General features: G+C 69.2%; 16 protein-coding genes. 1 reads left to right on the top strand and 15 read right to left on the bottom strand.

Features of this window, described 5'->3' with window-relative positions:
- Nucleotides 1–16 precede the first annotated feature (16 nt).
- The 5 genes from glmM to trpB form a co-directional block, all read right to left on the bottom strand.
- Nucleotides 17–1,381, bottom strand: coding sequence for a phosphoglucosamine mutase (gene glmM, locus C1926_RS02295; RefSeq protein ID WP_108758133.1), 1,365 nt, complete (start codon nucleotides 1,379–1,381; stop codon nucleotides 17–19).
- Complete coding sequence (gene accD / locus C1926_RS02290) at nucleotides 1,381–2,262, bottom strand: acetyl-CoA carboxylase, carboxyltransferase subunit beta (protein ID WP_079222621.1); 882 nt, start codon at nucleotides 2,260–2,262, stop codon at nucleotides 1,381–1,383. Before accD ends, glmM begins: the two co-directional genes overlap by 1 nt.
- 617 nt (nucleotides 2,263–2,879) lie before the next feature.
- Nucleotides 2,880–3,689: a tryptophan synthase subunit alpha gene (gene trpA, locus C1926_RS02285; RefSeq protein WP_079222622.1), complete on the bottom strand. Its 810-nt coding sequence runs from the start codon at nucleotides 3,687–3,689 to the stop codon at nucleotides 2,880–2,882.
- 1 nt (nucleotide 3,690) lies between these two features.
- The gene (locus C1926_RS02280; protein WP_108758132.1) at nucleotides 3,691–4,380 is read right to left on the bottom strand and encodes a hypothetical protein; all 690 of its coding nucleotides are present in this window, start codon (nucleotides 4,378–4,380) and stop codon (nucleotides 3,691–3,693) included.
- Nucleotides 4,377–5,594 carry a tryptophan synthase subunit beta gene (gene trpB / locus C1926_RS02275; RefSeq protein ID WP_079222624.1) on the bottom strand — a complete coding sequence of 406 codons (1,218 nt, stop codon included), beginning with the start codon at nucleotides 5,592–5,594 and terminating at the stop codon, nucleotides 4,377–4,379. Before trpB ends, C1926_RS02280 begins: the two co-directional genes overlap by 4 nt.
- Nucleotides 5,595–5,691: 97 nt before the next feature.
- On the opposite strand from trpB, the gene C1926_RS02270 reads away from it, so the two are divergent.
- Nucleotides 5,692–6,576 (top strand): LysR family transcriptional regulator, encoded by an 885-nt coding sequence (locus C1926_RS02270; RefSeq protein ID WP_108758131.1) that lies wholly within the window; start codon nucleotides 5,692–5,694, stop codon nucleotides 6,574–6,576.
- A gap of 82 nt (nucleotides 6,577–6,658) precedes the next feature.
- Here C1926_RS02270 and C1926_RS02265 read toward each other — a convergent pair whose 3' ends face one another.
- From C1926_RS02265 to C1926_RS02220, 10 genes are all read right to left on the bottom strand, one after another.
- Nucleotides 6,659–7,777 (bottom strand): toxic anion resistance protein, encoded by a 1,119-nt coding sequence (locus tag C1926_RS02265; RefSeq protein WP_108758130.1) that lies wholly within the window; start codon nucleotides 7,775–7,777, stop codon nucleotides 6,659–6,661.
- A gap of 44 nt (nucleotides 7,778–7,821) precedes the next feature.
- Nucleotides 7,822–8,529 carry a hypothetical protein gene (locus tag C1926_RS02260; RefSeq protein WP_108758129.1) on the bottom strand — a complete coding sequence of 236 codons (708 nt, stop codon included), beginning with the start codon at nucleotides 8,527–8,529 and terminating at the stop codon, nucleotides 7,822–7,824.
- A complete protein-coding gene (locus tag C1926_RS02255) occupies nucleotides 8,526–13,934 on the bottom strand; it encodes a DNA repair ATPase (protein ID WP_108758128.1) in 5,409 nt (1,802 codons plus the stop codon). The genes C1926_RS02260 and C1926_RS02255 overlap by 4 nt, the downstream gene beginning before the upstream one ends.
- An 85-nt stretch (nucleotides 13,935–14,019) precedes the next feature.
- Nucleotides 14,020–16,038, bottom strand: coding sequence for a hypothetical protein (locus tag C1926_RS02250; protein ID WP_108758127.1), 2,019 nt, complete (start codon nucleotides 16,036–16,038; stop codon nucleotides 14,020–14,022).
- Complete coding sequence (locus C1926_RS02245; RefSeq protein ID WP_108758126.1) at nucleotides 16,038–16,709, bottom strand: OB-fold-containig protein; 672 nt, start codon at nucleotides 16,707–16,709, stop codon at nucleotides 16,038–16,040. Before C1926_RS02245 ends, C1926_RS02250 begins: the two co-directional genes overlap by 1 nt.
- A 187-nt stretch (nucleotides 16,710–16,896) precedes the next feature.
- The gene (locus tag C1926_RS02240) at nucleotides 16,897–17,553 is read right to left on the bottom strand and encodes a phosphoribosylanthranilate isomerase (RefSeq protein WP_108758125.1); all 657 of its coding nucleotides are present in this window, start codon (nucleotides 17,551–17,553) and stop codon (nucleotides 16,897–16,899) included.
- Nucleotides 17,550–18,320, bottom strand: coding sequence for a tRNA pseudouridine(38-40) synthase TruA (gene truA / locus C1926_RS02235; protein ID WP_079222631.1), 771 nt, complete (start codon nucleotides 18,318–18,320; stop codon nucleotides 17,550–17,552). The genes C1926_RS02240 and truA overlap by 4 nt, the downstream gene beginning before the upstream one ends.
- 35 nt (nucleotides 18,321–18,355) lie before the next feature.
- On the bottom strand, nucleotides 18,356–18,715 hold the full coding sequence (locus C1926_RS02230; RefSeq protein ID WP_108758124.1) for a VOC family protein: 360 nt from the start codon (nucleotides 18,713–18,715) through the stop codon (nucleotides 18,356–18,358).
- A gap of 23 nt (nucleotides 18,716–18,738) precedes the next feature.
- Nucleotides 18,739–20,751: a FimV/HubP family polar landmark protein gene (locus tag C1926_RS02225; protein WP_108758123.1), complete on the bottom strand. Its 2,013-nt coding sequence runs from the start codon at nucleotides 20,749–20,751 to the stop codon at nucleotides 18,739–18,741.
- Nucleotides 20,752–20,947: 196 nt separating this feature from the next.
- Nucleotides 20,948–21,976 carry an aspartate-semialdehyde dehydrogenase gene (locus C1926_RS02220; RefSeq protein ID WP_108747098.1) on the bottom strand — a complete coding sequence of 343 codons (1,029 nt, stop codon included), beginning with the start codon at nucleotides 21,974–21,976 and terminating at the stop codon, nucleotides 20,948–20,950.
- Between the last annotated feature and the right edge of the window lie 38 nt (nucleotides 21,977–22,014).

Genomic DNA, 22,014 nt, shown 5'->3' with positions numbered 1-22,014 from the left:
GCCCAGCGCAGCGGCCTCAGGCGGAAGCTGCCGCCTTCACTGCGGCCGACAGGCGATCCAGCGTGTCCTGCATCAGCACGGCCTCGTCGGCTTCGACAGTGACGCGCACCACCGGCTCGGTGCCGGACGGACGCAGGAACGCGCGACCGCGCCCCGCCACTGCCTGCTGTGCTTCGGCCAGCGCCGACTGCACGCTGTCCGCCTGCACGGTGGTCTTGGCCGAGACATCACCCAGGCGCACGTTGACGGTCTTCTGCGGCACCTTGGCCAGCGGCTGCAGGGCCTGGCGCAGGGTCTGGCCACTGCGGCGCAGGGCCACCAGTACCTGCAGGGCGCTGACGATGCCGTCGCCGGTGGTTGCGCGATCCAGGCACAGCAGGTGGCCGGAGGCTTCGCCGCCGAGCACGCCGCCGCCTTCAACCAGCGCCTGGTGCACGTAACGATCGCCCACGTTGCTGCGCACGAACGGGATCTGCAGTTCGCCCAGGGCCTTTTCCAGGCCGAAGTTGCTCATCAGCGTGCCGACCACCGGACCGCGCAGGCGGCCGTCGGCCTGCCATGCACGGGCCAGGATGTAGAGCAGGTCGTCGCCGTCAACCGGGTTGCCCTGGTCGTCGGCCATCAGCACGCGGTCGCCGTCGCCATCGAAGGCAATGCCCAGGTCGGCACCGGTCTGGCGCACCTTGGCCGCCAGGTTGTCGATGTGGGTCGAACCCACGCCGTCGTTGATGTTGACGCCGTTGGGTTCGGCACCGATGCCGATCACGTCGGCACCCAGCTCACGGAACAGCAGCGGTGCGATCTGGTAGGTCGCACCGTGGGCGCAGTCCAGCACCAGGCGCACGCCACGCAGGTCGAAAGTGCGCGGCACGCTGGCCTTGCAGAACTCGATGTAGCGGCCGACCGCTTCGCGCGCGCGCGCCGCCTTGCCCAGCTTTTCCGACTCGGCCGTGGTAAACGGCACGTCCAGCGCTGCTTCCAGCGCCAGCTCGGTGGCGTCATCAAGCTTCTCGCCTTGGGCGGAGAAGAACTTGATGCCGTTGTCGTAGTGCGGGTTGTGCGAGGCACTGATGACCACGCCGGCATCCACGCCCAGGGTGCGGGTGAGGAAGGCCACCGCTGGGGTCGGCATCGGCCCCAGCAGCTGCACGTCGGCACCGGCGGCCACCAGGCCGGCTTCCAGTGCGGCTTCGAACATGTAGCCGGAAATGCGCGTGTCCTTGCCGATCACCACGATCGGGCGGCGCTCGTCGTGGCCGCGCTGGTCGACCAGCACGCGGCCCAGCGCATTGCCCAGGCGCATCACGAAGTCGGCCGAGATCGGGCTCTGCCCGACGCGGCCGCGGATGCCGTCAGTACCGAAGTACCTGCGGCCTGCCATTACGCAGCCTCCGGCGCCGGCGCCGGCTGGCGGCCGAGCATGGCCAGCAGGTCGGACAGGCGATCACGCATTTCACGGCGGTCGCAGATCTGGTCGATGGCACCGTGTTCCAGCAGGAACTCGGAGCGCTGGAAGCCTTCAGGCAGCTTCTCGCGCACGGTCTGCTCGATCACGCGCGGGCCGGCGAAGCCGATCAGCGCCTGCGGCTCGGCGATGTTGATGTCGCCCAGCATGGCGAAGGAGGCCGACACGCCACCGGTGGTCGGGTGGGTCAGCACCGAGATGTACGGCAGGCCGGCTTCACGCAGCTTGCCCAGCGCAGCGGAGGTCTTGGCCATCTGCATCAGCGAGAACAGGCCTTCCTGCATGCGCGCGCCGCCGCTGGCGGAGAAGCACACGTAGGGGGCACCGATCTCGACCGCGGTTTCAGCGGCCAGGGCGAAGCGCTCGCCGACCACCGAACCCATCGAACCGCCCATGAAGGCGAAATCGAAGGACGACGCCACCAGCGGACGGCCCTTGAGCAGGCCGCGCATGGCGATCAGCGCGTCGTACTCGCCGGTGTTCTTCTGCGCGATCTTGATGCGCTCGCTGTACTTCTTCTGGTCCTTGAACTTGAGCAGGTCCGTCGGGCCCAGGCGCGCACCGATCTCGGTGGTGCTGTCAGCGTCGAACAGGGCCGCCAGGCGCGCGCGGGCGCGGATCGCCATGTGGTGACCGCACTTCGGGCAGACCTCCAGGTTCTCTTCCAGCTCGGGGCGGTACAGCGCGCTGCCGCAGCTGCTGCACTTTTCCCACAGGCCCTCGGGGACGCTGCGCTTCTTGCTGGGGGTGTTGTCGGTGCGGATGCCGGACGGCATCAACTTGCTGAGCCAACTCATGCGGGAGGACACTTCCGTTCAGGGCGGCCCGAGGGCCGCAAAGGCGGACAGTCTAGCTCCGCTGCCCCCGCCCGTGCACCCCTTGCGCGGCACGGGCCGGCAGGAAAAAACCATGCTGGGACGTACGTTTAGCGCCGGAGGTAGTGCCGGCCGCTGGCCGGCAACCCCTTGCGCACACGCGGGCCAGGCGCTACCGACATCGCTCGATCCCCGCTCTGGTGGGTGTCGACCGTTGGTCGACACGCTCTTGCTGGCATGCGGGCCAGCGGCCGGCACGACCAACGCCGGGCATGGCCCGGCGCTACCGACATCGCTCAACCCCCTGCTTTGGTAGGTGTCGACCTTGGTCGACACGCTCTTGCATGGCATGCCGGCCAGCGGCCGGCACTACCAACGCCGGGCATGGCCCGCCGCTACCGACATCGCTCGATCCCCGCTTTGGTAGGTGTCGACCGTTGGTCGACACGCTCTTGCATGGCATGCCGGCCAGCGGCCGGCACTACCACCGCCGGGCACGGCCCGGCGCTACCGACATCGCTCGATCCCCGCTCTGGTAGGTGTCGACCGTTGGTCGACACGCTCTTGCATGGCATGCCGGCCAGCGGCCGGCACTACCGTTACGCGTCCAGTGCCTGCCGCAGCGGGGCCAGGAAGGCGCCGGCCCGCTGGGCGGCTTCGTCGGCCGAGGCGGCATCGGCCAGCGCCGCCACCAGGGCACTGCCGACCACCACGCCATCGGCCTGGCGGGCCATGGCCGCGGCACTGGCCGCATCCTTGATGCCGAAGCCAGCCACCACCGGCACGCTGGCGCGCGCGCGCAGGGCCTGCAGGCGAGCGCTGGCGGCCTCGCTGTCCAGGCGCTCGGAGGCGCCGGTGACGCCGGCGAAGCTGACGTAGTAGAGGTAGCCACGGGCCAGCGCCAGCAGCTTGTCGGCCCGGGCCTCACTGGTGGTCGGCGAGGCCAGCAGGACCAGCGCCAGGCCGGCCGCGTCGAACGCCTGCAGCGCTTCGGTGGCTTCTTCCGGCGGCAGGTCCACCAGGAGCACGCCGTCCACCCCGGCTTCGACCGCGGCCTTGGCGAACGCCGCATAGCCATGGATCTCCACCGGGTTGAGGTAGCCCATCAGCACTACCGGGGTCTGCGCATCGCGCTGGCGGAACTGCGCCACGGCCTGCAGCACGTAGCGGCTGCCGGCGCCGCGGGCCAGCGCGCGCTCGGAGCTGCGCTGGATGGTCGGGCCATCGGCCATCGGATCGGAGAACGGCACGCCCAGTTCGATCACGTCGGCGCCGGCCTCGACCAGCGCATGCATGACCGGCACGGTGGCCTCCAGCGACGGATCGCCAGCAGTGATGAACGGGATCAGGGCCTTGCGCTGCTGCTCGCGCAGGCGCTGGAAACAGGCATCGAGTCGGGAAACGGACATGTCAGGTACATCCTTCGATCAGGTCAACGGCGCCGCTGGCGCCCCAATACATTCGGGATACGGTGCCGTCGACGATCTCCACGCGGATCGCCAGGTCGGAACCGGGGTCCTGCCAGAGCAGGGTCTCGCCGGCCTCGGCATCTTCGCCATAGGGCCGTGCGGTGGCGCCCGCTGGCAGCAGCTTCAGGGCCTGTGCGCGCGGCATGTCCAGGTGCAGGCCGAACGGCCCCGGCTGCACCACCACCTGGCCCGAATCGTCGATGGGGGCCAGGTCGAAACGCACCACGTCGCCGTCCTGCACCATCATCGCCACGCCCTCGGGCAGCGTGCCACGCTCGTAATACTCGCAACGCCCGGCCGTGGCTTCGCCGAGGCCGGCCGAATGCCACTGCGCCTCTCCCTCCAGCTCGCTGAAGGGTTGGCCGATCAGCACCTCGCCTGCGTGGTCCAGCGCCACCGACACCACCGCCGGGGCGGTTTCGCCGCCCGCGTCGTCGTCTGCCGTGGGTGCAGGTGCATCCTCGATGGGGCGATGGGCCGCATCATCATCGTTGCTGGCCACCTGCCGCGCCGGGGCAATGGCCGCAGGTGCGGCCGGCGCGGGCGCCAGCACCGGCGGATCGGGCGGCGTGCAGCCGCCCAGGCCGACCGCCAGCACCAGCGCGCCACCGTGGCGCAGCATGCAGTTCACAGCACCAGGCCTTCGCGCGCGGCGATGGTGTGCACGTCCTTGTCGCCACGGCCGGACAGGTTGCACAGCACGATCTGGTCACGCGGGCGCTCGCGCGCCAGCTTGATGGCCTGGGCCAGCGCATGGCTGGATTCCAGTGCCGGCAGGATGCCTTCGGCATGCGCCAGCAGGTGGAAGGCCTGCAGCGCCTCTTCGTCGGTGATGCCGAGGTAGGTGGCGCGGCCGCTGTCGGCCAGGAAGGCGTGCTCGGGGCCGACGCCGGGGTAATCCAGGCCGGCCGACACCGAATGCGTTTCGATGATCTGGCCATCGTCATCGCACAGCACGTAGGTGCGGTTGCCGTGCAGCACGCCGGGACGGCCGGCCGCGATCGATGCGGCATGGCGGCCGGTATGGATGCCATCACCGGCCGCTTCGGCGCCGAAGATCTCGACCTGGCGGTCGTTGAGGAAGGCATGGAACAGGCCGATGGCATTGCTGCCGCCGCCGACGCAGGCGGTGATCGCATCGGGCAGGCGGCCGTACTCGGCCAGCATCTGCTCGCGCGCTTCGCGGCCAACGATGGCGTTGAAATCACGCACCATGCGCGGGTACGGGTCCGGGCCGGCCACGGTACCGATGATGTAGAAGGTGTCCTGCACGTTGGTCACCCAGTCGCGCATCGCTTCGTTGAGCGCGTCCTTCAGGGTGGCCGAGCCGGAGGTGACCGGCACCACCGTCGCGCCCAGCAGCTTCATGCGGTAGACGTTGATCTTCTGCCGCTCGATGTCGGTGGCGCCCATGTAGACCACGCACTCCAGGCCCAGGCGCGCGGCCACGGTGGCACTGGCCACGCCGTGCTGGCCGGCGCCGGTCTCGGCGATGATGCGCTTCTTGCCCATGCGCGCCGCCAGCAGGGCCTGGCCGATGGTGTTGTTGATCTTGTGCGCGCCGGTGTGGTTCAGGTCTTCGCGCTTGAGCAGGATCTGCGCGCCACCGACATGGTCGCTCAGGCGCTGTGCGTGGTAGATCGGGCTCGGCCGGCCCACGTAATGGGCCAGGTCGCGGTCGTAGGCCTGCTGGAATGCGGGGTCCTGGCGGGCCTGGTCATAGGCCTGGGCCAGTTCCTGCAGCGGGCCGACCAGGGTTTCGGCGACGAAGCTGCCGCCGTAGCGGCCGAAGTGGCCCTGGGCATCCGGGAAGGCGTGGAAGTCGGCAATGGGGGAGGCAGACATGGAAGCGACCGCTGGTTCGAGACAGGTGGATACTCTAGCGCACGGATCCTGACCGGAATATCGATATTATCTGGCGCATATCGTCAGGAAATCTCACATGAGCACCTCCCTGCTGCCGCCGCTCAATGCCCTGCGTGCCTTCGAGGCGACCGCCCGCCTGGGCGGCGTGGGCCGCGCCGCGCAGGCCCTGCACGTCACCCACGGTGCGGTGAGCCGGCAGCTGAAGCTGCTGGAAGACCATTTGGGGTTGCCGCTGTTCCAGCGCGCCGGGCGCGGGCTGCGCCTGACCGAGGCCGGGCAGCGCCTGCACGCGGCCTGCGGCGAGGCCTTCGCCGGCATCGAGGCCTGTGTGCGCGAACTGCGCCAACCGGCGCGCTCCCCGGCGCTGGTGCTGGGCTGCAGTGGCAGCGTGCTGGCGCGCTGGATGATTCCACGGCTGCCCGCGTTGCAGGCGGCCCTGCCCGGGGTGAACCTGCAATGGTCGGCCCTGGATGGCGCCTTCACCGAGGCGCAGGCGGCGCTGGACGCGGTCCTGCTGCTGGCGCAGGGACCGTGGCCGCGTGGCTGGCAGGTGCGCGAACTGGCGCCGGAACGGGTGGGCGTGGTGGTGGCGCCCTCGCATCCCGCCGCGCAGCGGTTGCGCCATGTGCCGCCCCCGGCACTGCTGAAGGAGACGCTGCTGCACACCAGCTCGCGCCCGCAGGCATGGCCGGCCTGGGCACAGGCGCACGAGCTGGACCCGGCGCAGTTGCAGATGGGCACCGGCTTCGAGCATCTGTACTACCTGCTGGAAGCGGCCGTGGCGGGCCTGGGGCCAGCGATCGCGCCGGAGCCGCTGGTGGCCGAGGACCTGGCCGCAGGGCGGCTGATCGCGCCCTGGGGGTTCTCGGCGACAGGCGGGTTCTGGGTGCTGGCGCGGCCGGACGGCCCGGCCGACCCGCGCGTGGATGCGCTGGCCGAGTGGGCGATGGCGCAACTGTAGCGTCGAGCTTGCTCGACAGGCATTGATCTCCTCAGTCGAGCAAGCTCGACGCTACGACTACCTCAGTCGAGCAAGCTCGACGCTACGACTCCCTCAGTGCCGTGGGTGCGGCCAGCCGCTGCTGCAGGTCTTCGCGCAGGCGCGACAGTTCGACTTCGGCCTGCTGGCGCTGCTGCATGCCTTCGCGATGGATGCTGCGCACTTCCTCCACCGTGGCGATCAGCTGGTCGTGCACGTGGCGCAGCGTGGCCACGTCGATCACGCCGCGCTGGTTGCTGCGTGCGGTATCCACCGACGCCTGGCGCAGCAGATCGGCATTGCGGCGCATCAGCTCGTTGGTGGCATCGTCGATGGCGGTGGACAGCTCTACGGCGGCCTTCTGCTCGCCCAGCGAAAGCTGGATGGCGAACTGGCGCTTCCACGACGGGATGGTGATCTCGCGCACCGTGTTGAATTTTTCGATCAGCTGCAGCGCGTTGGCCTGGATCAGGCGGATCATCGGCAGCGACTGGTCGGCCGCATGCTGCATCAGCTGCAGGTCGGAGACGCGCTTTTCGATCAGGCGGATCGCGTTGTCGACTTCGCTCTGGCGGATGCGCTGCTGCGGGTCGTCGCTGCCCTGCCCTGCCAGCTGCTCGGCGTGAAGTTCGGCCAGGCGCTGCTTGCCGGCGGCTGCGTACAGGCCCAGCGCGTGGCGCTCCTCGCGCACGATCTCGTGCATGCGGTCGAACTCGCCCACGCGCTTGCCCATCAGCGCCTGCTGCACGCCCACGTCGCCCAGCAGCTGCTCGATCTGTGCGTTGGTATCGCTGAACTTCTGCACCAGTTCGCCCTTGGACACGCGCAGGCGATCGATCAGGCCGCCGATCACCGGCACCTTCGAACGCTGGGCGAAACCGTCCAGTTTCAGGCTGCGCGCAATGCGCACCACTTCGCCCAGCTTGTCGCCGCTGGCATCGAGGTCGCGGTTGCGAACCTGGTCCAGCAGCTGGCTGGAAAACGCTGCCGTGCGCGTCGCTGCCTCGCGGCCGAACACCTGCAGGTTGCCCGGGCGCAGGTCGTCCAGTTCCATGCGGATCTCGGCGATGCGCGGCAGGTCCTCGCGGACCAGGCCCAACGCCTGCAGCGCGCCTTCATCGAGTGCGGAAGGGGTGGCCGGGGTCGGCACGAGGGTGCCGGGGTGCTGGCTGTCCTGGGTCATCGGGCAGTCTCCTTGCAGGTGGGTTGGCGGCAGCGGCGGCCGGCTCAGCGCAGTCTAGCCTGAGCCGCCGCGACCTCGTCGTCGATCTGTGCGTGCAGCGTGGCCGCCTGGCCGGCACGGACCGCGCCGGTGGCGGCCTGCGCGGCCAGTGCGGCCTGCCGCCACGCTGGCAGCAGGACATCGTGGATGCGGGCGAAGCGCTGCAGCAGCACCTCGTCCTGTTGTTGCAGCAGCTGCCACTGCCCGGCTTCGATGCGGCGCAGTGCCGCCAGCCGCTGCAGGTGGTCGATGCGCGCCGCCAGTGCTTCCTGGCCGGCGCCCTGCAGCGCTGGCACGTCCGCGGCGGCCGCGTCCGCCCAGGCCTGCAGTGCTTCGGCGGCCTGGCCGGTCGCGCTGATCGCGGTGGCACGCATGGCCATGTGCTGCTGCAACTGCTGGGCCTGCTCGCGTGCCTGCAGGGCGAGAACCCCCAGCTGCGACTGCAGGCCGCGGCCCGCGGCCTCACGCTCGACATCGCGGCCAAGCAGGCGGCCCCACCAGCTTTCCTGCCGGCGCAGGCGTGCCGGGTCGGCAGCCTGCAGCGCCAGCGCGATGCGTGCCAGCGCCTCGACCAGCCCATCGCCGGCGGTCGCCGGCAATGCGACGTCGCGCACGGCCAACGCCTGCAGCAGCGGTGCGCCGTAGTCGGCCAGGCGTGCGACATCCGCCGTGTCCGGCCGCTGCGGCGTCGGCAGGGGCGCCGTGTCGGTCATGGCAACGGCGGCGGCATCGGCGCGCTTCCCGCCGGGGCGTCGTCAGTGGCTTCCGGTGGCAGCGACTCGCCGTAGAAGTGGCGCATCAACGCCTCATCCAGTGCGCGCTCCTCCGGCGTGCTGGCCCGCCGCACGCGCGGACGACGCGCGGTGGTGGTGCTGCCGCCAGCCGCGCCTTCGACCTGCTGCCGCGCCCACCCGGCGAATGCCGCCAGGGTCTGCGATACCTGTTCCTGCTGTGCCTGCGAGGCCACCAGCAGTTGGACCAGCGGAGCCAGCCCGGCCTGCAGGTCCTCGGCCAGCGGCGTGGCCGGGGGGCTGGGCGCGGCAATCACCACCGGCTCGGCAGGCTGCACGGCGGCCGGTGCTTCCGGGCGTGCTTCGGCCAGGCGCTGCAGCGCTTCCAGCAAGGCCGGCCACGGTGCCGGATCAGCCGCCACCAGCGGCGCCGCCGGTGGCGGCAGCTGCAGTGCACTGGCGATGTCGGCCAGCTGCGCGACCACGCGACCACCGACATCGCTGTCGTCGGCACCCATGGCCTTGTTGCGCAGGAAATCGCGCTTGATCTGCGCCCAGCGCTGCGCCTGCGCCTCGTCCAGCACGCCGCGCAGTTCGCCCAGCTTCAGCAGGTTTTCCTCGGCGCCGGTGGTCAGCAGCTGCGCCTCGCCCAGGTAATGGTCGGAGATCAGCTGCTGCAGCTCGTCCTCGTTCATCACCGGCGAGATCTTCTCGGCCAGCTTGTTCATGTTGCGGTAGCTGCCCTGCAGACGGAAGGGCGGCTCGGTGCGGTAGCGGTCATCCTGCGCGGCGCTGGCGATGTACTGCTGGTTGACCCGGTAGACCACGTCGCGCACGCGCAGCATGCGCTGCAGGGTGGCGGTGATCTCGTTGATCTCGGCACCGCTGTAGGCATGGCTGAGACCGTTGGTCGACACGTCCTTGCCCATCGCACGATCGACCAGCAGGTACAGGTCGGCCATGTCACGGGTCGCCAGCGGTGCCAGCACCGGGTTGGAGGTCAGGCTGTTCTCGATGTAGCTGAGGGTGAACGCCGCTTCCATGCCGCCCAGCACGTCGCCGAGGTTGTAGATGTCGGCGCGGTTGGCCAGCATGTCCGGAATCTTGAACACCTCGCCCGACTCGGTATACGGGTTGCCGGCCATCACCACGCAGAACTTCTTGCCGCGCATGTCGTAGGTGCGCGTGCGGCCGCGCCACACGCCTTCGATGCGGCGGGTGCCATCGCACAGCGAAATGAACTTCTGCAGGAACTCGGGATGGGTGTGCTGGATGTCATCCACATACAGCATGGTGTTGTTGCCCATCTCCAGGGCCAGGTTGAGCTTTTCCAGCTCCTGCCGCGAGGTGGCGTCGGGCGCCTGCTCCGGGTCCAGCGAGCGCACGTCGTGGCCCAGCGCCGGGCCGTTGATCTTCATGAAGACCAGGCCCAGCCGGTGCGCCACGTATTCCATCAGCGTGGTCTTACCGTAGCCCGGCGGCGAGATCATCATCAGCAGGCCCATCAGGTCGCTGCGCTTGTTCTCGCCCACCGTGCCCATCTGCTTGGCCAGGTTGTCGCCGATCACGCCGAGGTAGACGTCGTTGATGAGCTTGTTGCGCACGAACGAGGACAGCGGCCGCGCCTTGAACTCGGACAGGCGCAGGGCCTGCCGCTCACGGCCGATGATGCCCTGGCGCACCGCCTGGTAGGCGTGGAATGCCGGCACGAACTGCTGCAGGTGGGTGTGCAGGCGGGCCAGGAAATCATCCAGCGACAGCGCGAGGGTTCCCTGCACGATGCGCGGATGCTCGCCGAGCAGGCCGTTCACTTCCACCCGCAGCGTGGCATCGCTGGCGCGCGTGCGCAGCTGCCGCTGCACCAGCAGCAGTGCGGCGGCCTCATCGGTGTAACCGGCATGGGCGGCCTGCGCCGGCAACCGGCCCAGCGCGCGCAGCCACTGCCCGGCCAACGCCCAGCGCAGCGGCAGCGGATCCTGTCCACGCTGCAGCGCGCGTTCCAGTGCTTCGCGCTGTCCCGCCTGCTCCAGCTGCTGCTGCAATGCCTCCAGCAGTGCCAGCGCATGGCGGCTGCTGGCGAATACCGGATCGCCCGCGCTCAGTTCGTCACCGAGGTAGGCAGCGGCACCTTCGATCGCGGCGGCGTCGAACGGCAGGGCCTGCGCCTGCACGAACGCATCCAGCGCAGCGGCCATCTCCGCGCGCAGCGCCTGGCGTCCTTCGTCGGAACCAAACAGGCGGGCGATGGCATCGGCACCGGCCTGGCGCGCCGGCCACTGCGCCACGGCCTCGTTGCGCTGCTCGGCGGCCCAGAACAGCATGGCCAGTGCGCGGACGCGCGGTGCATGGCGCAGGCTGCCGGCGGCCTGCTGCAGCGGCAGCAAGGCGTGCAGGATCAGCGCGGCATCGTGGTCATGGATGCCGCGCTCATACCCCTCGCGGTAACGCGGCGCGGCGAACGCACGCACGCGCTGGTCCAGCGCCTCGGGGCTGGCGAGATCGTGCTGCAGCTGGGCCATGTCCAGGCCATCGCGGCCGTCCTGCGCGGCCAGCAGCAGGCTGCCGGCCAGGTACTCGCCGCGGTAGATCGCATCGGATTCCGAATCCAGGGTCACCGGCCAGAACGGCTTGAGCGCCTCCAGCTCGGGGTCGTGCAGGGTTTCCAGAAAATCGGTGCCGGTGAGGTGGATGGCCAGCGTGTCGCCGCGCGGCAGCAGGGTCAGGTCCAGCGCCTGGGTGTTCACGCTGAAACGGTGGCGCGGGCCGAGCCGGACGACGTTGCCGCCAGCTTCGTACAGGTCGCTGCGATCACGCAGCTGGCGCACGGCCTGGTCGCGCACGCCCTTCAGGCGCGCCTCGATGTCATCGGCCTTGACGTTGTCGCGCAGCGCGCGCAGCCGCTCGGCCAGTTCGCGCAGCTTGAGGATCAGCGGATCGCCGGCGAAGAACGCGTTGAGCTCGTCGGCGGTGGCGAAGCGCTCGGTGCGCTTGGCCAGGCCGTCGAGGATGCGGTTGGCCGCGTCGAGCACCGAGCGCGCCTTGCGCTGGCGGTCGTCCAGCAATGCCTGCTTGTGCGTCTCGAAGGCTTCAACCAGTTCCTCGCGCTTGCTGAGGATGTCGCCAAGGAACTGCTCGTGCTCGCCGAACTGGCTTTCCAGTTCCTCCAGCTGCACCAGCAGGCGCGACAGCTGTTCGTCGGCCTTTTCCGGATCGTTGGCCATCGCCAGCGCACTGGTGATGGACTGCGAGAACAACGCGAACTGTGCGGCGAACTGGGCCACGGCCTCGGCCGAACCGAGCGTGCGGCGGCGCTGTTCGGCACGCGTGCGCGCCTGGTTCAGCCGCCCGTACAGCGCGGAAATCGATTCGACCACGCGGGTACGCGCGGTGGCATCGTCCACCTTCAGGCCGGCCATCAGTTCGGACAGCATGTCCAGGTCGGCGGCCATGCCACGCATGCCTTCCAGCTGCTCGTCCAGCTGGCGCGCACTGCTGGCCTGCTGGGCGGCTTCATCCAGTGCCTGCAGGCGGCTGCCCAGTGGAGCCAATGCGGCATCGCCGGCCAGGAACTCGCCGGTGGCGGCGCCCACGCGATCCTGCGCCTGCACCAGTTCGGCGGCCATCGCCTCGATGCGCGCGGTGTCGATGTAGCGCAGCTCGCGGATGGTCAGCAGCCGCCCGCGCAGCGCGGTGATCTCGTTCAGGGCCTCTACGAAGGCCTGCACCTCGTTCCAGTTCTGCGGCTGCAGGCGGCCCAGCAGCGCCTTGTAGTTCGCTTCCGCCTCGACCATCGCCTGCGCCGACTGCTCGCGGATGGACTGGACCTTCTCGTACTCGTCCAGCACCGACTCGCCGGTGGCACTGATCTGCCGCAGCAGCGCTTCGGCGCCGTCGCAGGCCTCGTCCCCCAGCCAGTGGTGGGTATCGAACAGGCGGCGGGTGTCGGCCACCAGGCGCTGGTAGCGCTGCACCGAGACATCCTGGCCGTCGATCTCGCGGGACAGGTTGAACAGGTTGGAGATGCCGCGCACCAGCTCGGCATTGCCGATGCGGCCCATGAAGGTGTTGCCGGGCGGCCGGCTGGCGGCGAACTCGTCGCTGCTGAACGGCGTCTGCCAGACCTGCATCGGATGGATGCGGGTGGGTTCGGCGCCCTCGGCATGGAACAGCACCATGCGCCCATCCTGCATGAAGGCATAGCCGTGGCCGAACACCGGGTTCTGCAGCACGCGCTGGATGGTGTTGTAGACGAACAGCGCCGAGCGCCCGCCTTCGCGCTCGTAGAAGATGTACAGCACGTCCTCGCCGTTGGGCGAGCGGATGCTGCGCTTGAACTGCATGCCGGCCATCGAGGCATCGAAGGCCTTGTGCTCGCCGCCCTGCAGGTAATAGCCGCCGGGGAAGATCACGCCGTGGTCTTCGGGCAGCTGCACGCAGGCCTGGACGATGGCGTCGTTGCGCACGATATCGCCGGTGAGCGTGTTGTAGATCAGCCCGCGCCAGACGGTCTCGCGGTACGGCAGCACCTTCAGCAGCAGCAGCGAACCGACGCGCGCGAACTCGAACTGGGCATCGTCCAGCGACTGCGTGCTGTCCTCCACCGGTTCGCTGTAGATGCCCTGCCCGGTTTCGGTGTTGTTCTCGACCTTGATGGTCAGGTCGCCACCGGTGGTTTCCACGAACAGGGTGTCGAGGATGTTCAGGTGCGAGTGGCGGCCGTTGACCGCGAGGTCGCGGGTGGCCTTGGTCCATTCGAAATCGAACGGCGGCGGCAGGGCGATATCGCGTTCGCCGCGCGCATCGAGGTAGGTCAGCTCGCCTTCGCGCGACAGCGCCCAGCGGAACACGCGCACGTCGCTGCTGCGCTCGCCGATCTGGAACGAGGCCAGCAGCTTGTCGCCGACCACGATCAGCTGCAGCAGGCGCGCATGCTTGTAGTAGGCGTACAGCTCGTTGAAGTCGTGCACGAAGCCAGGCTGGTCGAGGAAGCTGCCCTTCAGCTCGAGCGCGGCCACATCGTAGCCGTCCTTGCCCTGCACCAGCCGGTACAGACCAAACACATCCTCGATGCGGGTATGGGTCTTGAGCCCGATGTAGACGTTGTAGCCGAACAGCAGGCGGTCAGGCCCGACCTGGACGATGTCACGGCCGACGCAGTTGTTCTCGCTGCGGATGCGGAAGCGACCGACCACCTCCAGCCGGCTGTCGCCGAACTCGGCCAGTCGCTGGCGGTTGAGGGCTTCGGCCAGCGCCTGCAGGCGCTGGCCCTGTTCGCCAAGGCGGCGGCGCAGGACTTCGTAGGCACCGCCCTGGGCAACGGCCTGGTCGACGGTGTTGCCGCCGGCCTCCGGCGCGGTGGTTTCGGCGGACGGATGGGTTTCAGACATCAGCAGGCTTCCGGCTTACGGACGGCCGGCCGTGGTTGCGGCCGGCGCGGGCGGGCGGTGGCCGCAGCGGCCACCGCCCGGTGCATCAACGGGCGCTGTCGACCACGGCGGCCGACACGGCCGGGGCCGCGTCGGCGTCCTCGGCGATCTGCCGCGGTGCCGGTTCGGCCACGGCCACGCCCAGGTAGCGCTGCATCAGCTCCTGCACGATCGGGCTCTTGCCGGCGAAGCCTTCGATCGACTTGCCCAGCGACACGGCCTTGACCAGGTTCTCGAACATGCCGCCGTCGCCACCGACCAGGTCGATGTCGGCATTGCGCAGCGCGCTGGCGATGACGTTGGCGTTCTCGCGCGAGACTTCCTTGCCCGCTTCGATGGAGGCCAGTGCCTGCTTCAGGCTGTTGTCCAGCATCATGCGGAACTCTTCATGGCCACGTGCCTGGTCGCTCAGCGAGGCGATGGCTTCGAACTTGCGCACCAGGCCTTCGGCTTCGGCCAGCAGCTTCTTCTGCACCACGCCGGCTTCGGCGTTGCCCAGCGATTCGGTGGCGGTGGCGCGGGCCAGGCCCATCTTCTCTTCGCCCTGGGCCTGCGCCTGCAGGGTTTCGGCCAGCACGCGGGCCTCGTTGCTGCCCTGCTTCAGGTTGGCTTCGGCCTTGGCTTCGATCACGCGGGCTTCGGCGATACCGACCTTCTCGATGGCCAGTGCGGAGGCTTCACGCACCTGCGCTTCGGCCAGGCCCGGCGCCGCCTGTTCGGCACGGAAGGCGTCGGCCAGCAGGCGCTTGGCTTCGGCCTGCTTGCCGGCCGCTTCGTGTTCGGCCTGGGCCAGGGTGGTCAGTTCCACCGCGCGGTGCTTGGAGGCGGTTTCGCGGGCCTGCGCTTCCTTCACTTCGCGCACCAGCGATTCCTGCGCCTTGGCTTCGGCTTCCAGGATCAGTACCTGCTTCTGGCGGTCGGCCTCGGAGACCTCGCGCACTTCCTTGATGCGCTCTTCTTCCTGGGCCACGGTCTTGTCGATGGAGATGCGTTCGCGGGTGATGTTGGCCACGTCCATCTTGCCCTGCTCGACCACCTTGTCACGCTCCACGCCCTGCAGCTGCACTTCGCGGTCGGTGGTGACCTGTTCCAGCTGGCGCGCGCGCTCCACGCGCTCGGCTTCGATGGCCACCGCACGCTGGCGGTTCTGTTCGGCCACTTCCACTTCGCGCAGGCGGTTCTGGTCACGGATGTCGATCAACTGCTGCGCTTCGATGCGTGCGTTCTCGGACAGCTGGCGCTGTTCTTCCTGCACCTTGGCAGTCTCGGCTTCCTCGCGGGCGCGGATGGTCTCGATCTCGCGCTTCTGCCGCGCCTCGGCCTCGGCCTGCTGGCGTTCCAGGGCCAGCAGGGCTTCGCGCGCTTCCACGTTCTTCTTGGTGATGGCGAGCTTCTCGTTCTGCTCCAGCTCGTTGGTCACCACGTTCTGCGCGGCGGTCAGCTCGGTGATCTTGCGGATACCCTGCGCGTCGAGGATGTTGAACTGGTCCAGCAGCGATTTCGGGGTCTGCTCCAGGTAGTCGATGGCCACGTCTTCCAGCACATAGCCGTTCAGGTCGTTGCCGATGACCGCGATGATCTCGTCGCGGAATTCCTGGCGCTTCTCGAACAGCTCGGTGAAATCGAACTTCTTGCCGACCGTCTTCAGCGCTTCGGAGAACTTGGCGTTGAACAGCTCATCGACGGCGTGCTTGTCCGAGGCACGGTCGGCACCGATGGCCTTGGCCACGCGCAGCACGTCGGCCTGGGTCTCGTTGACCCGCAGGTAGAAGGCCACGGCGATGTCGGCGCGCATGTTGTCGCGGCAGATCAGGCCTTCCTTGCCGCGGCGGTCGATCTGCAGGGTGATCAGGCTGATCCGCATCAGTTCGGCGCGGTACAGCACCGGGATGATCAGCGCACCGGTGAAGTGCACCTTGGGCGTGGCGCTCATGTCGTTGACGATCAGGGCCACGCCCTGGTCGACCTTGCGGTAGAACGCCTTGAACAGTCCCGCCAGGCCGAGCAGCAGGCCTACGAGGACGATGATCCCGATCAGGAAGGGGGCCGCGCCAGCAAAACTCATCAGTGATTCTCCTTGTTGCCCGGAAGCAGGTTGTCCTGGAAATCGAGGGCGACCGCATCAGCGCGGACCACCCGGTAGTAATGGTGTTCGGCCACGTGCTCGACCAGCACGATGCGCTCGCCACGCTGCAGCTCGATGTCGCTGCGCACCTGCAGCACCAGCCCGGCACCGCCGTCATCGACCGTGGCGTGGCCGCTGCGCGCATCCACCCTGGGCGAGGCGACCACGCCCACGCGCCCCAGCAGGGAGGCCTGTGCGACCGGCTGCAGGCGCTGCAGGAAGGTGCGGATGGGCCGCAGCAGCAGCGCGGTGATCGGCACCGCCGGCAGCGGCGCGAGCACGGCCACGAGCGTGCCGAAGCCCCAGCGCAGCAGGCCCGGCAGCGGCAACAGTACGAACAGATGGATGAAATAGGTCAAGGCCCAGCCGAAGAAGCCCAGCAGGGTGACCACGACCATGACCGGCACGCCACCGAGGCCGAAGCGCTGCAGCAGGGCCGAGAGGCCGCTGAGATCGGTGTCACTGTCCAGCGCACCATCGGCGCCGAGATCGCCGAACCCGTCATCGACCAGGCCAAAAGCGGCAAGCCCCCAATAGACCAGCGACACCGCCAGCAGGACGCTGTACGGCAGGGTCGGATAGCCGAACACGACGGTGAGGAATTCCTGCATCGCTTTGCCTTCCTGGGCTATGGGCGCGTGACGCCACGTTCGGAATCCGCCGGGAGCGGTTCCGTCGATCCCGCCACGGCCCTCATGGCCATGGCTTCCCCTTCATCCTATGTGAAGAGGGTGTACAGGGACAAATGTGAAGACGCGCGCCAACCGCAGGCGGCGACGCGCGCGGGGTCGTGCCGGGTCACTCCAGCACGGTGCAGTCGGCGCTGCGCACCTCTTCGACGAACGTGCGCATCTTGTAGCCGTCCTTGATGCCCGGCTCGAGCTCGATGCCGCTGGACACGTCAACGCCCCACGGCAGGGTGGCGAGGATGGCGTCCTTTACGTTCTCCGGGTTCAGCCCGCCGGCCAGCAGGAAGGGACGGTGCAGGCCGGTCGGAATGCGCGCCCAGTCGAAGGCCACGCCGGTGCCGCCACCGCCACCCGGGGCGTGGCTGTCGAACAGGAAACCAGCAGCACTGGGGTAGCGCAGCTGCAGGGTGCGCGCATTGACGTCCTCGCGACCGCCCATGGCGATCGCCTTCAGGTACGGCATGTTGAAGCTGCGGCAGAAGCTTTCGTCTTCCTCGCCATGGAACTGCAGCAGGGTCGGACGCACGGTGCGCAGCACTTCACGCACTTCTTCCTTGCTGTTGTTGCGGAACAGCGCCACCACATCGACCATCGGTGCGATCGCCTGGCGCATCGCCCGGGCTTCGGCCGGGGCCACCCGGCGGCGGCTTTCACGGGCGAAGATGAAACCCACCGCGTCCACGCCCAGTTCGCCGGCCAGGCGCACATCGCCGGCGCGGGTCATGCCACAGAACTTGATGCGGGTACGGTAGTAGGAGCGGCTCATAAGGTGACCTCGGCAGGCAGATGCCAGTTGTCGGGGTACAGCGGCCCCAGGAACACCAGCCCCTGCGGAGGTGCGGTAGGGCCGGCAACGGTTCGGTCGCGTCCGGCCAGCAGCTCGGCGATCCACTCCACCGGTTTCTCGCCGCTGCCGACCAGGATCAGCGAACCGACGATATTGCGGACCATGTGATGAAGGAATGCATTACCGCGCACCGCCACCTCGATCACCTCGCCCTGGCGGCTGACCTGCAGGGACTGCAGCTCGCGCCGCGCATGCAGGGCCTGGCACTGCACCGAGCGGAACGCGCTGAAGTCGTTCTCGCCGAGCAGGGCCTGGCCGGCGGCATGCATGAGGGTCTCGTCCAGCGCCCGTCGTTCCCAGCTGAGGGTCTGCCGGTCCAGTGCCGGGCGCACCTCGCGGTTGAGCAGGCGGTAGCGGTAGCGGCGGGCGCGCGCCGAGAAGCGGGCGTGGAAATCGTCGGCCACCGGCACGCACCAGCGCACCGCGATGGAGCGCGGCAGGCGGGTGGTGGTGCCCAGCATCCAGGCGCGCGGATCGCGCACCACGTCGGTATCGAAATGCACGACCTGGCACTGGCCGTGCACGCCGGCATCGGTGCGGCCGGCGCAGACCACCTGCAGCGGCGCATCGGCCACCGAGGACAGGGCTTTCTCCAGGCTGGCCTGGACGCTGGGTCCACCCTCGCCCAGGTTCTGCCAGCCCCTGAAATCGCTGCCGTCGTATTCGACGCCGAGCGCGTAACGCATGTGCTGCTACCTCGATGTTGCGGGTGGGACGGCGCTCAGGCCGGGTCGCGTTCGGACCAGACCGCCAGCTCGTTGCCACCGGGCTCGACGAACTGGAAGCGGCTGCCACCGGGGAAAGAGAAAACGGGCCGGACGATCTGGCCGCCAGCCGCGCGCACGGCCGCTTCGACCGGCGCCAGCAGATCGGCATACAGCACCAGCAGCGGTGCGCCGGCTTCGGCCCGCTGCGGCTGTCCACGGAAGAAGCCGCCCTGCAGGCGGCCATCGTCGAACGCGGTGTAGTCCTCGCCGTAGTCGACGAACGACCAGTCGAACACGGCCTCGAAAAAGGCACGGCTGGCGGCCGGGTCGGCCGAGGCGAACTCAACGTAGTCGATGCGGTTTTCGCGGGTCATGGGCGGCGCCTGTGGTCCAGTGGTCAGTCCAGCCGGGCGAGCAGTTCGCGCGCCTGCGCCTGGCAATGCACGTCGCCGTCGGTGGCGACTTCTTCCAGCAGCGTCCGCGCGGTCTGCGCGTCGCCCAGGTCGAGGTAGGCGATGGCCAGTTCCAGCCGCTCCTGGCCCGCGCGCGGGGCCCAGTCCGGGTCGGCGGATCCATCGGCCGGCGCCGCCTCGTCGAGGGGTGCGGCCGCGGGCGGCGCAGCCTCCGCCGGTTCGGCCGGCAGATCGAACACGCCACGGAACTCCGGCTGCTGCTCGGCCTGCAGCGCGTAATCGGGCACGCCGACCTCATCGGCCGGTTCCGGCGCGGCGGGCGAGAACTCGGGCGCGGGTTCATCCCAGCGCGGGGCGTCGCTCACCGCCGGCGGCAGTTCGTCGCCCTCGTCGCCCTCGTCGGTCACCAGCGCCCCCACCTGCCAGGACGCCTCGACGTCGGCAGCAGGCGGTGCCATCGGCTCTTCAACCGGCTCGGGCGGCAGCGCATCCTGGTCGGCATGCACCTGGGCGGCACGGTCGTCTTCGAGGGCCCAGACCGGCATCGACGGTTCCTGGCGGCCATCCTCTTCGTGGCCAGCAGCCCACGACGACTGCTCGGCCAGCGAATCCAGCGCGGCACCGGCAGGCACCGCTGCGGCCAGGGCCACGGCGTCGCCTTCCTCACGCAGCGGCGGCAACGGCGAGGGCTTGCGCCGGCGCAGCAGCCAGGCGGCACCAGCCACCAGCAGCAACAGCGGCAGGCCCAGCCAGTACCACGGCGTGCCGCCGGCGGGTGCGCCGGGCGGTTGCGCCAGGCGCTGCTGGGCAGCGGCCAGGTCGTTGTCCTTCATCGCAATCAAGGACTGCTGCTGTTCCTTCAGCTTCTCCAGCTCGGCCACGCGCTGCTTCAGCTCACCGATCTCGGCATCGCGGGTGGCAACGTCTTCCCTGGCCTGCCGCAGTTGTTCATTGCCCAGCATGTCACCCTCGCTGCCGGCACCGGTGCCGGTGGTTGTGCCCGCGTGCGCGGCGTCGGACGCCAGCGCCGGAGCGATCTCAAGACGTGCCCCTGCGCTGGCGGCAGCAGCAGCGGGCGTGGCGGTGGCGGCCACGGGCGCGACCGCCGGTGTACCGGCAGGCTGCGGCACCGTGCGCGCCTGGCGCCACTGCGCGGCATGCTCGCGGACCAATGCGGCGGCTTCGTTGCCGTCGATCGCGGCCAGGGCTTCGCTGCCCGGCACGCGCAGTACCGCGCCCTGCTTGAGCAGGTTGACGTTGCCGCGGATGAAGGCCTCCGGATTGGCTCGCAGCAGGGCGATCATCGCCCGCTCCCGGCTGATCTGGTTGCCCCGGGCCAGCGCACCGGCAATCTGCGAAAGGGTCTGGCCCTGCTGCACGGTGATGCTGCCGTCGGCAGCGGCGCGGGCAGCGGGTGCGGCGGCCCGCGGCCGCGGCTCGGCCAGTCGCGCGGCGGTGGCCGGCGCGGACGGGGCGGCGGCGGGCGCCTGCGCTGCCGGCGACGGCGTATCGCGGGTGATGGTGTTGCCCAGCACCCCGGCCGGGGCGACGATTTCCGGCTCGGCCACGGCCAGCGCACTGGCCGGTGCATCGACCAGGGCGGAATATTCGCGGACCAGGCGGCCCTGGCCCCAGTCGGCTTCGACCAGGAAGCTCAGCGACGGGGTCTCCACCGGGGCCTGCGAGGTCACCCGCACCACCGCCCTGCCCTGGCTGTTGGTGGTCAATTCGAACTGGAGTTCGCTGACCAGGCCGGTCGGCCGTTGCAGGCCGACCCGCTCGAAGGTGGCGGCCGAGGCCAGCGCCACGCGCAGGTTCTCGAGCTCGGAAGGATCGGCGGACACCACCGGGATCTCGGCCAGCAGGGGCTGGCCGGGGCGTGACAGCACGCGGATGTCGCCCAGGCCCAGGGCCATGGCCGAACTGCTGGCCAGTGCCAGCAGCGCGGCGGAGAGATAGATGAGCGGGCGCGATGCGCCCCTGGCCCGTTTATTCATGGGCGACACTATAAAGCGTGCGGACCGCGGTCCGCATCCACCGGGGGAGCGGCACCCGGTAGAGTCGAGCTTGCTCGACTGCCTTCAAAGCAGTCGAGCAAGCTCGACTCTACGAAGGGCAGACCCGCCCACCATGCAATGCCGGCCAGCGGCCGGCACTGCAGTCGAGCATGGCTCGACTCTACTCAACGGGTGATCAGCGCTGTTCGGCGGCGACCAGCTCGGCCAGCTGCACGGCGTTCAGCGCCGCGCCCTTGCGCACGTTGTCCGAGACGATCCACAGGTTCAGGCCGCGCGGGTGCGACAGGTCTTCACGGATGCGGCCGACGTACACCGCATCGGTGCCCGAGGCGTGGGTGACCGGGGTCGGGTAGCCACCGGCTTCATGGCGGTCCACCACTTCCACGCCCGGCGACTGCTCCAGCAGCGCGCGCGCTTCGGCCACGGTCACCTTGTCGCGGGTCTCGATCGCCACCGATTCGGAGTGACCGTAGAACACCGGCACGCGCACGGCGGTCGGGTTCACCAGGATGCTCTCGTCGCCGAGGATCTTGCGGGTTTCCCAGACCAGCTTCATTTCTTCCTTGGTGAAGCCGTTGTCCTGGAAGTCGTCGATGTGCGGGATCAGGTTGAAGGCGATCTGCACCGGGAAGCGCTGCGGATCGATGTCCTGGAAGCTCAGCAGCTGGCCGGTCTGCTTGCCCAGCTCTTCCATCGCCGAACGGCCACCGCCGGACACCGACTGGTAGGTGGACACGTTGATGCGCTCGATGCCGTACTTGCGGTGCAGCGGGGCCAGCGCCACCAGCATCTGCATGGTCGAGCAGTTCGGGTTGGCGATGATGCCGCGCGGACGGTTGCCGACCTGGTCCGGGTTGACCTCGGACACCACCAGCGGCACGTCATCGTCGTAACGGAAGGCCGAGGAGTTGTCGATCACCACCGCACCGGCGGCGGCGAACTTCGGCGCGTATTCCTTGGACACGCTGCCACCGGCCGAGAACAGGGCGATCTCCACGCCGCTGGGATCGAAGGTGGCCAGGTCCTGGATCTTCACCTTCTGGCCTTCGAACTCGACTTCGCCGCCGGCCGAGCGCTCGGAAGCGAGCAGGCTCAGGGTACCGACCGGGAAGTTGCGCTCGGCCAGGATGGCCAGCATGGTCTCGCCGACGGCGCCGGTGGCACCGACGATGGCGACGTGGAAGCTGCGTTGTGCATTGCTCATGGGGGAACTCTCACGAAAACGGGAAGGGGAAAAACTCA

This window comes from Stenotrophomonas sp. ZAC14A_NAIMI4_1 (genome assembly GCF_003086915.1).
Classification (GTDB): Bacteria; Pseudomonadota; Gammaproteobacteria; order Xanthomonadales; family Xanthomonadaceae; genus Stenotrophomonas.
The sequence above is the reverse complement of the archived record's forward strand: the minus strand, read 5'-3'. Positions and strand labels throughout refer to the sequence as shown.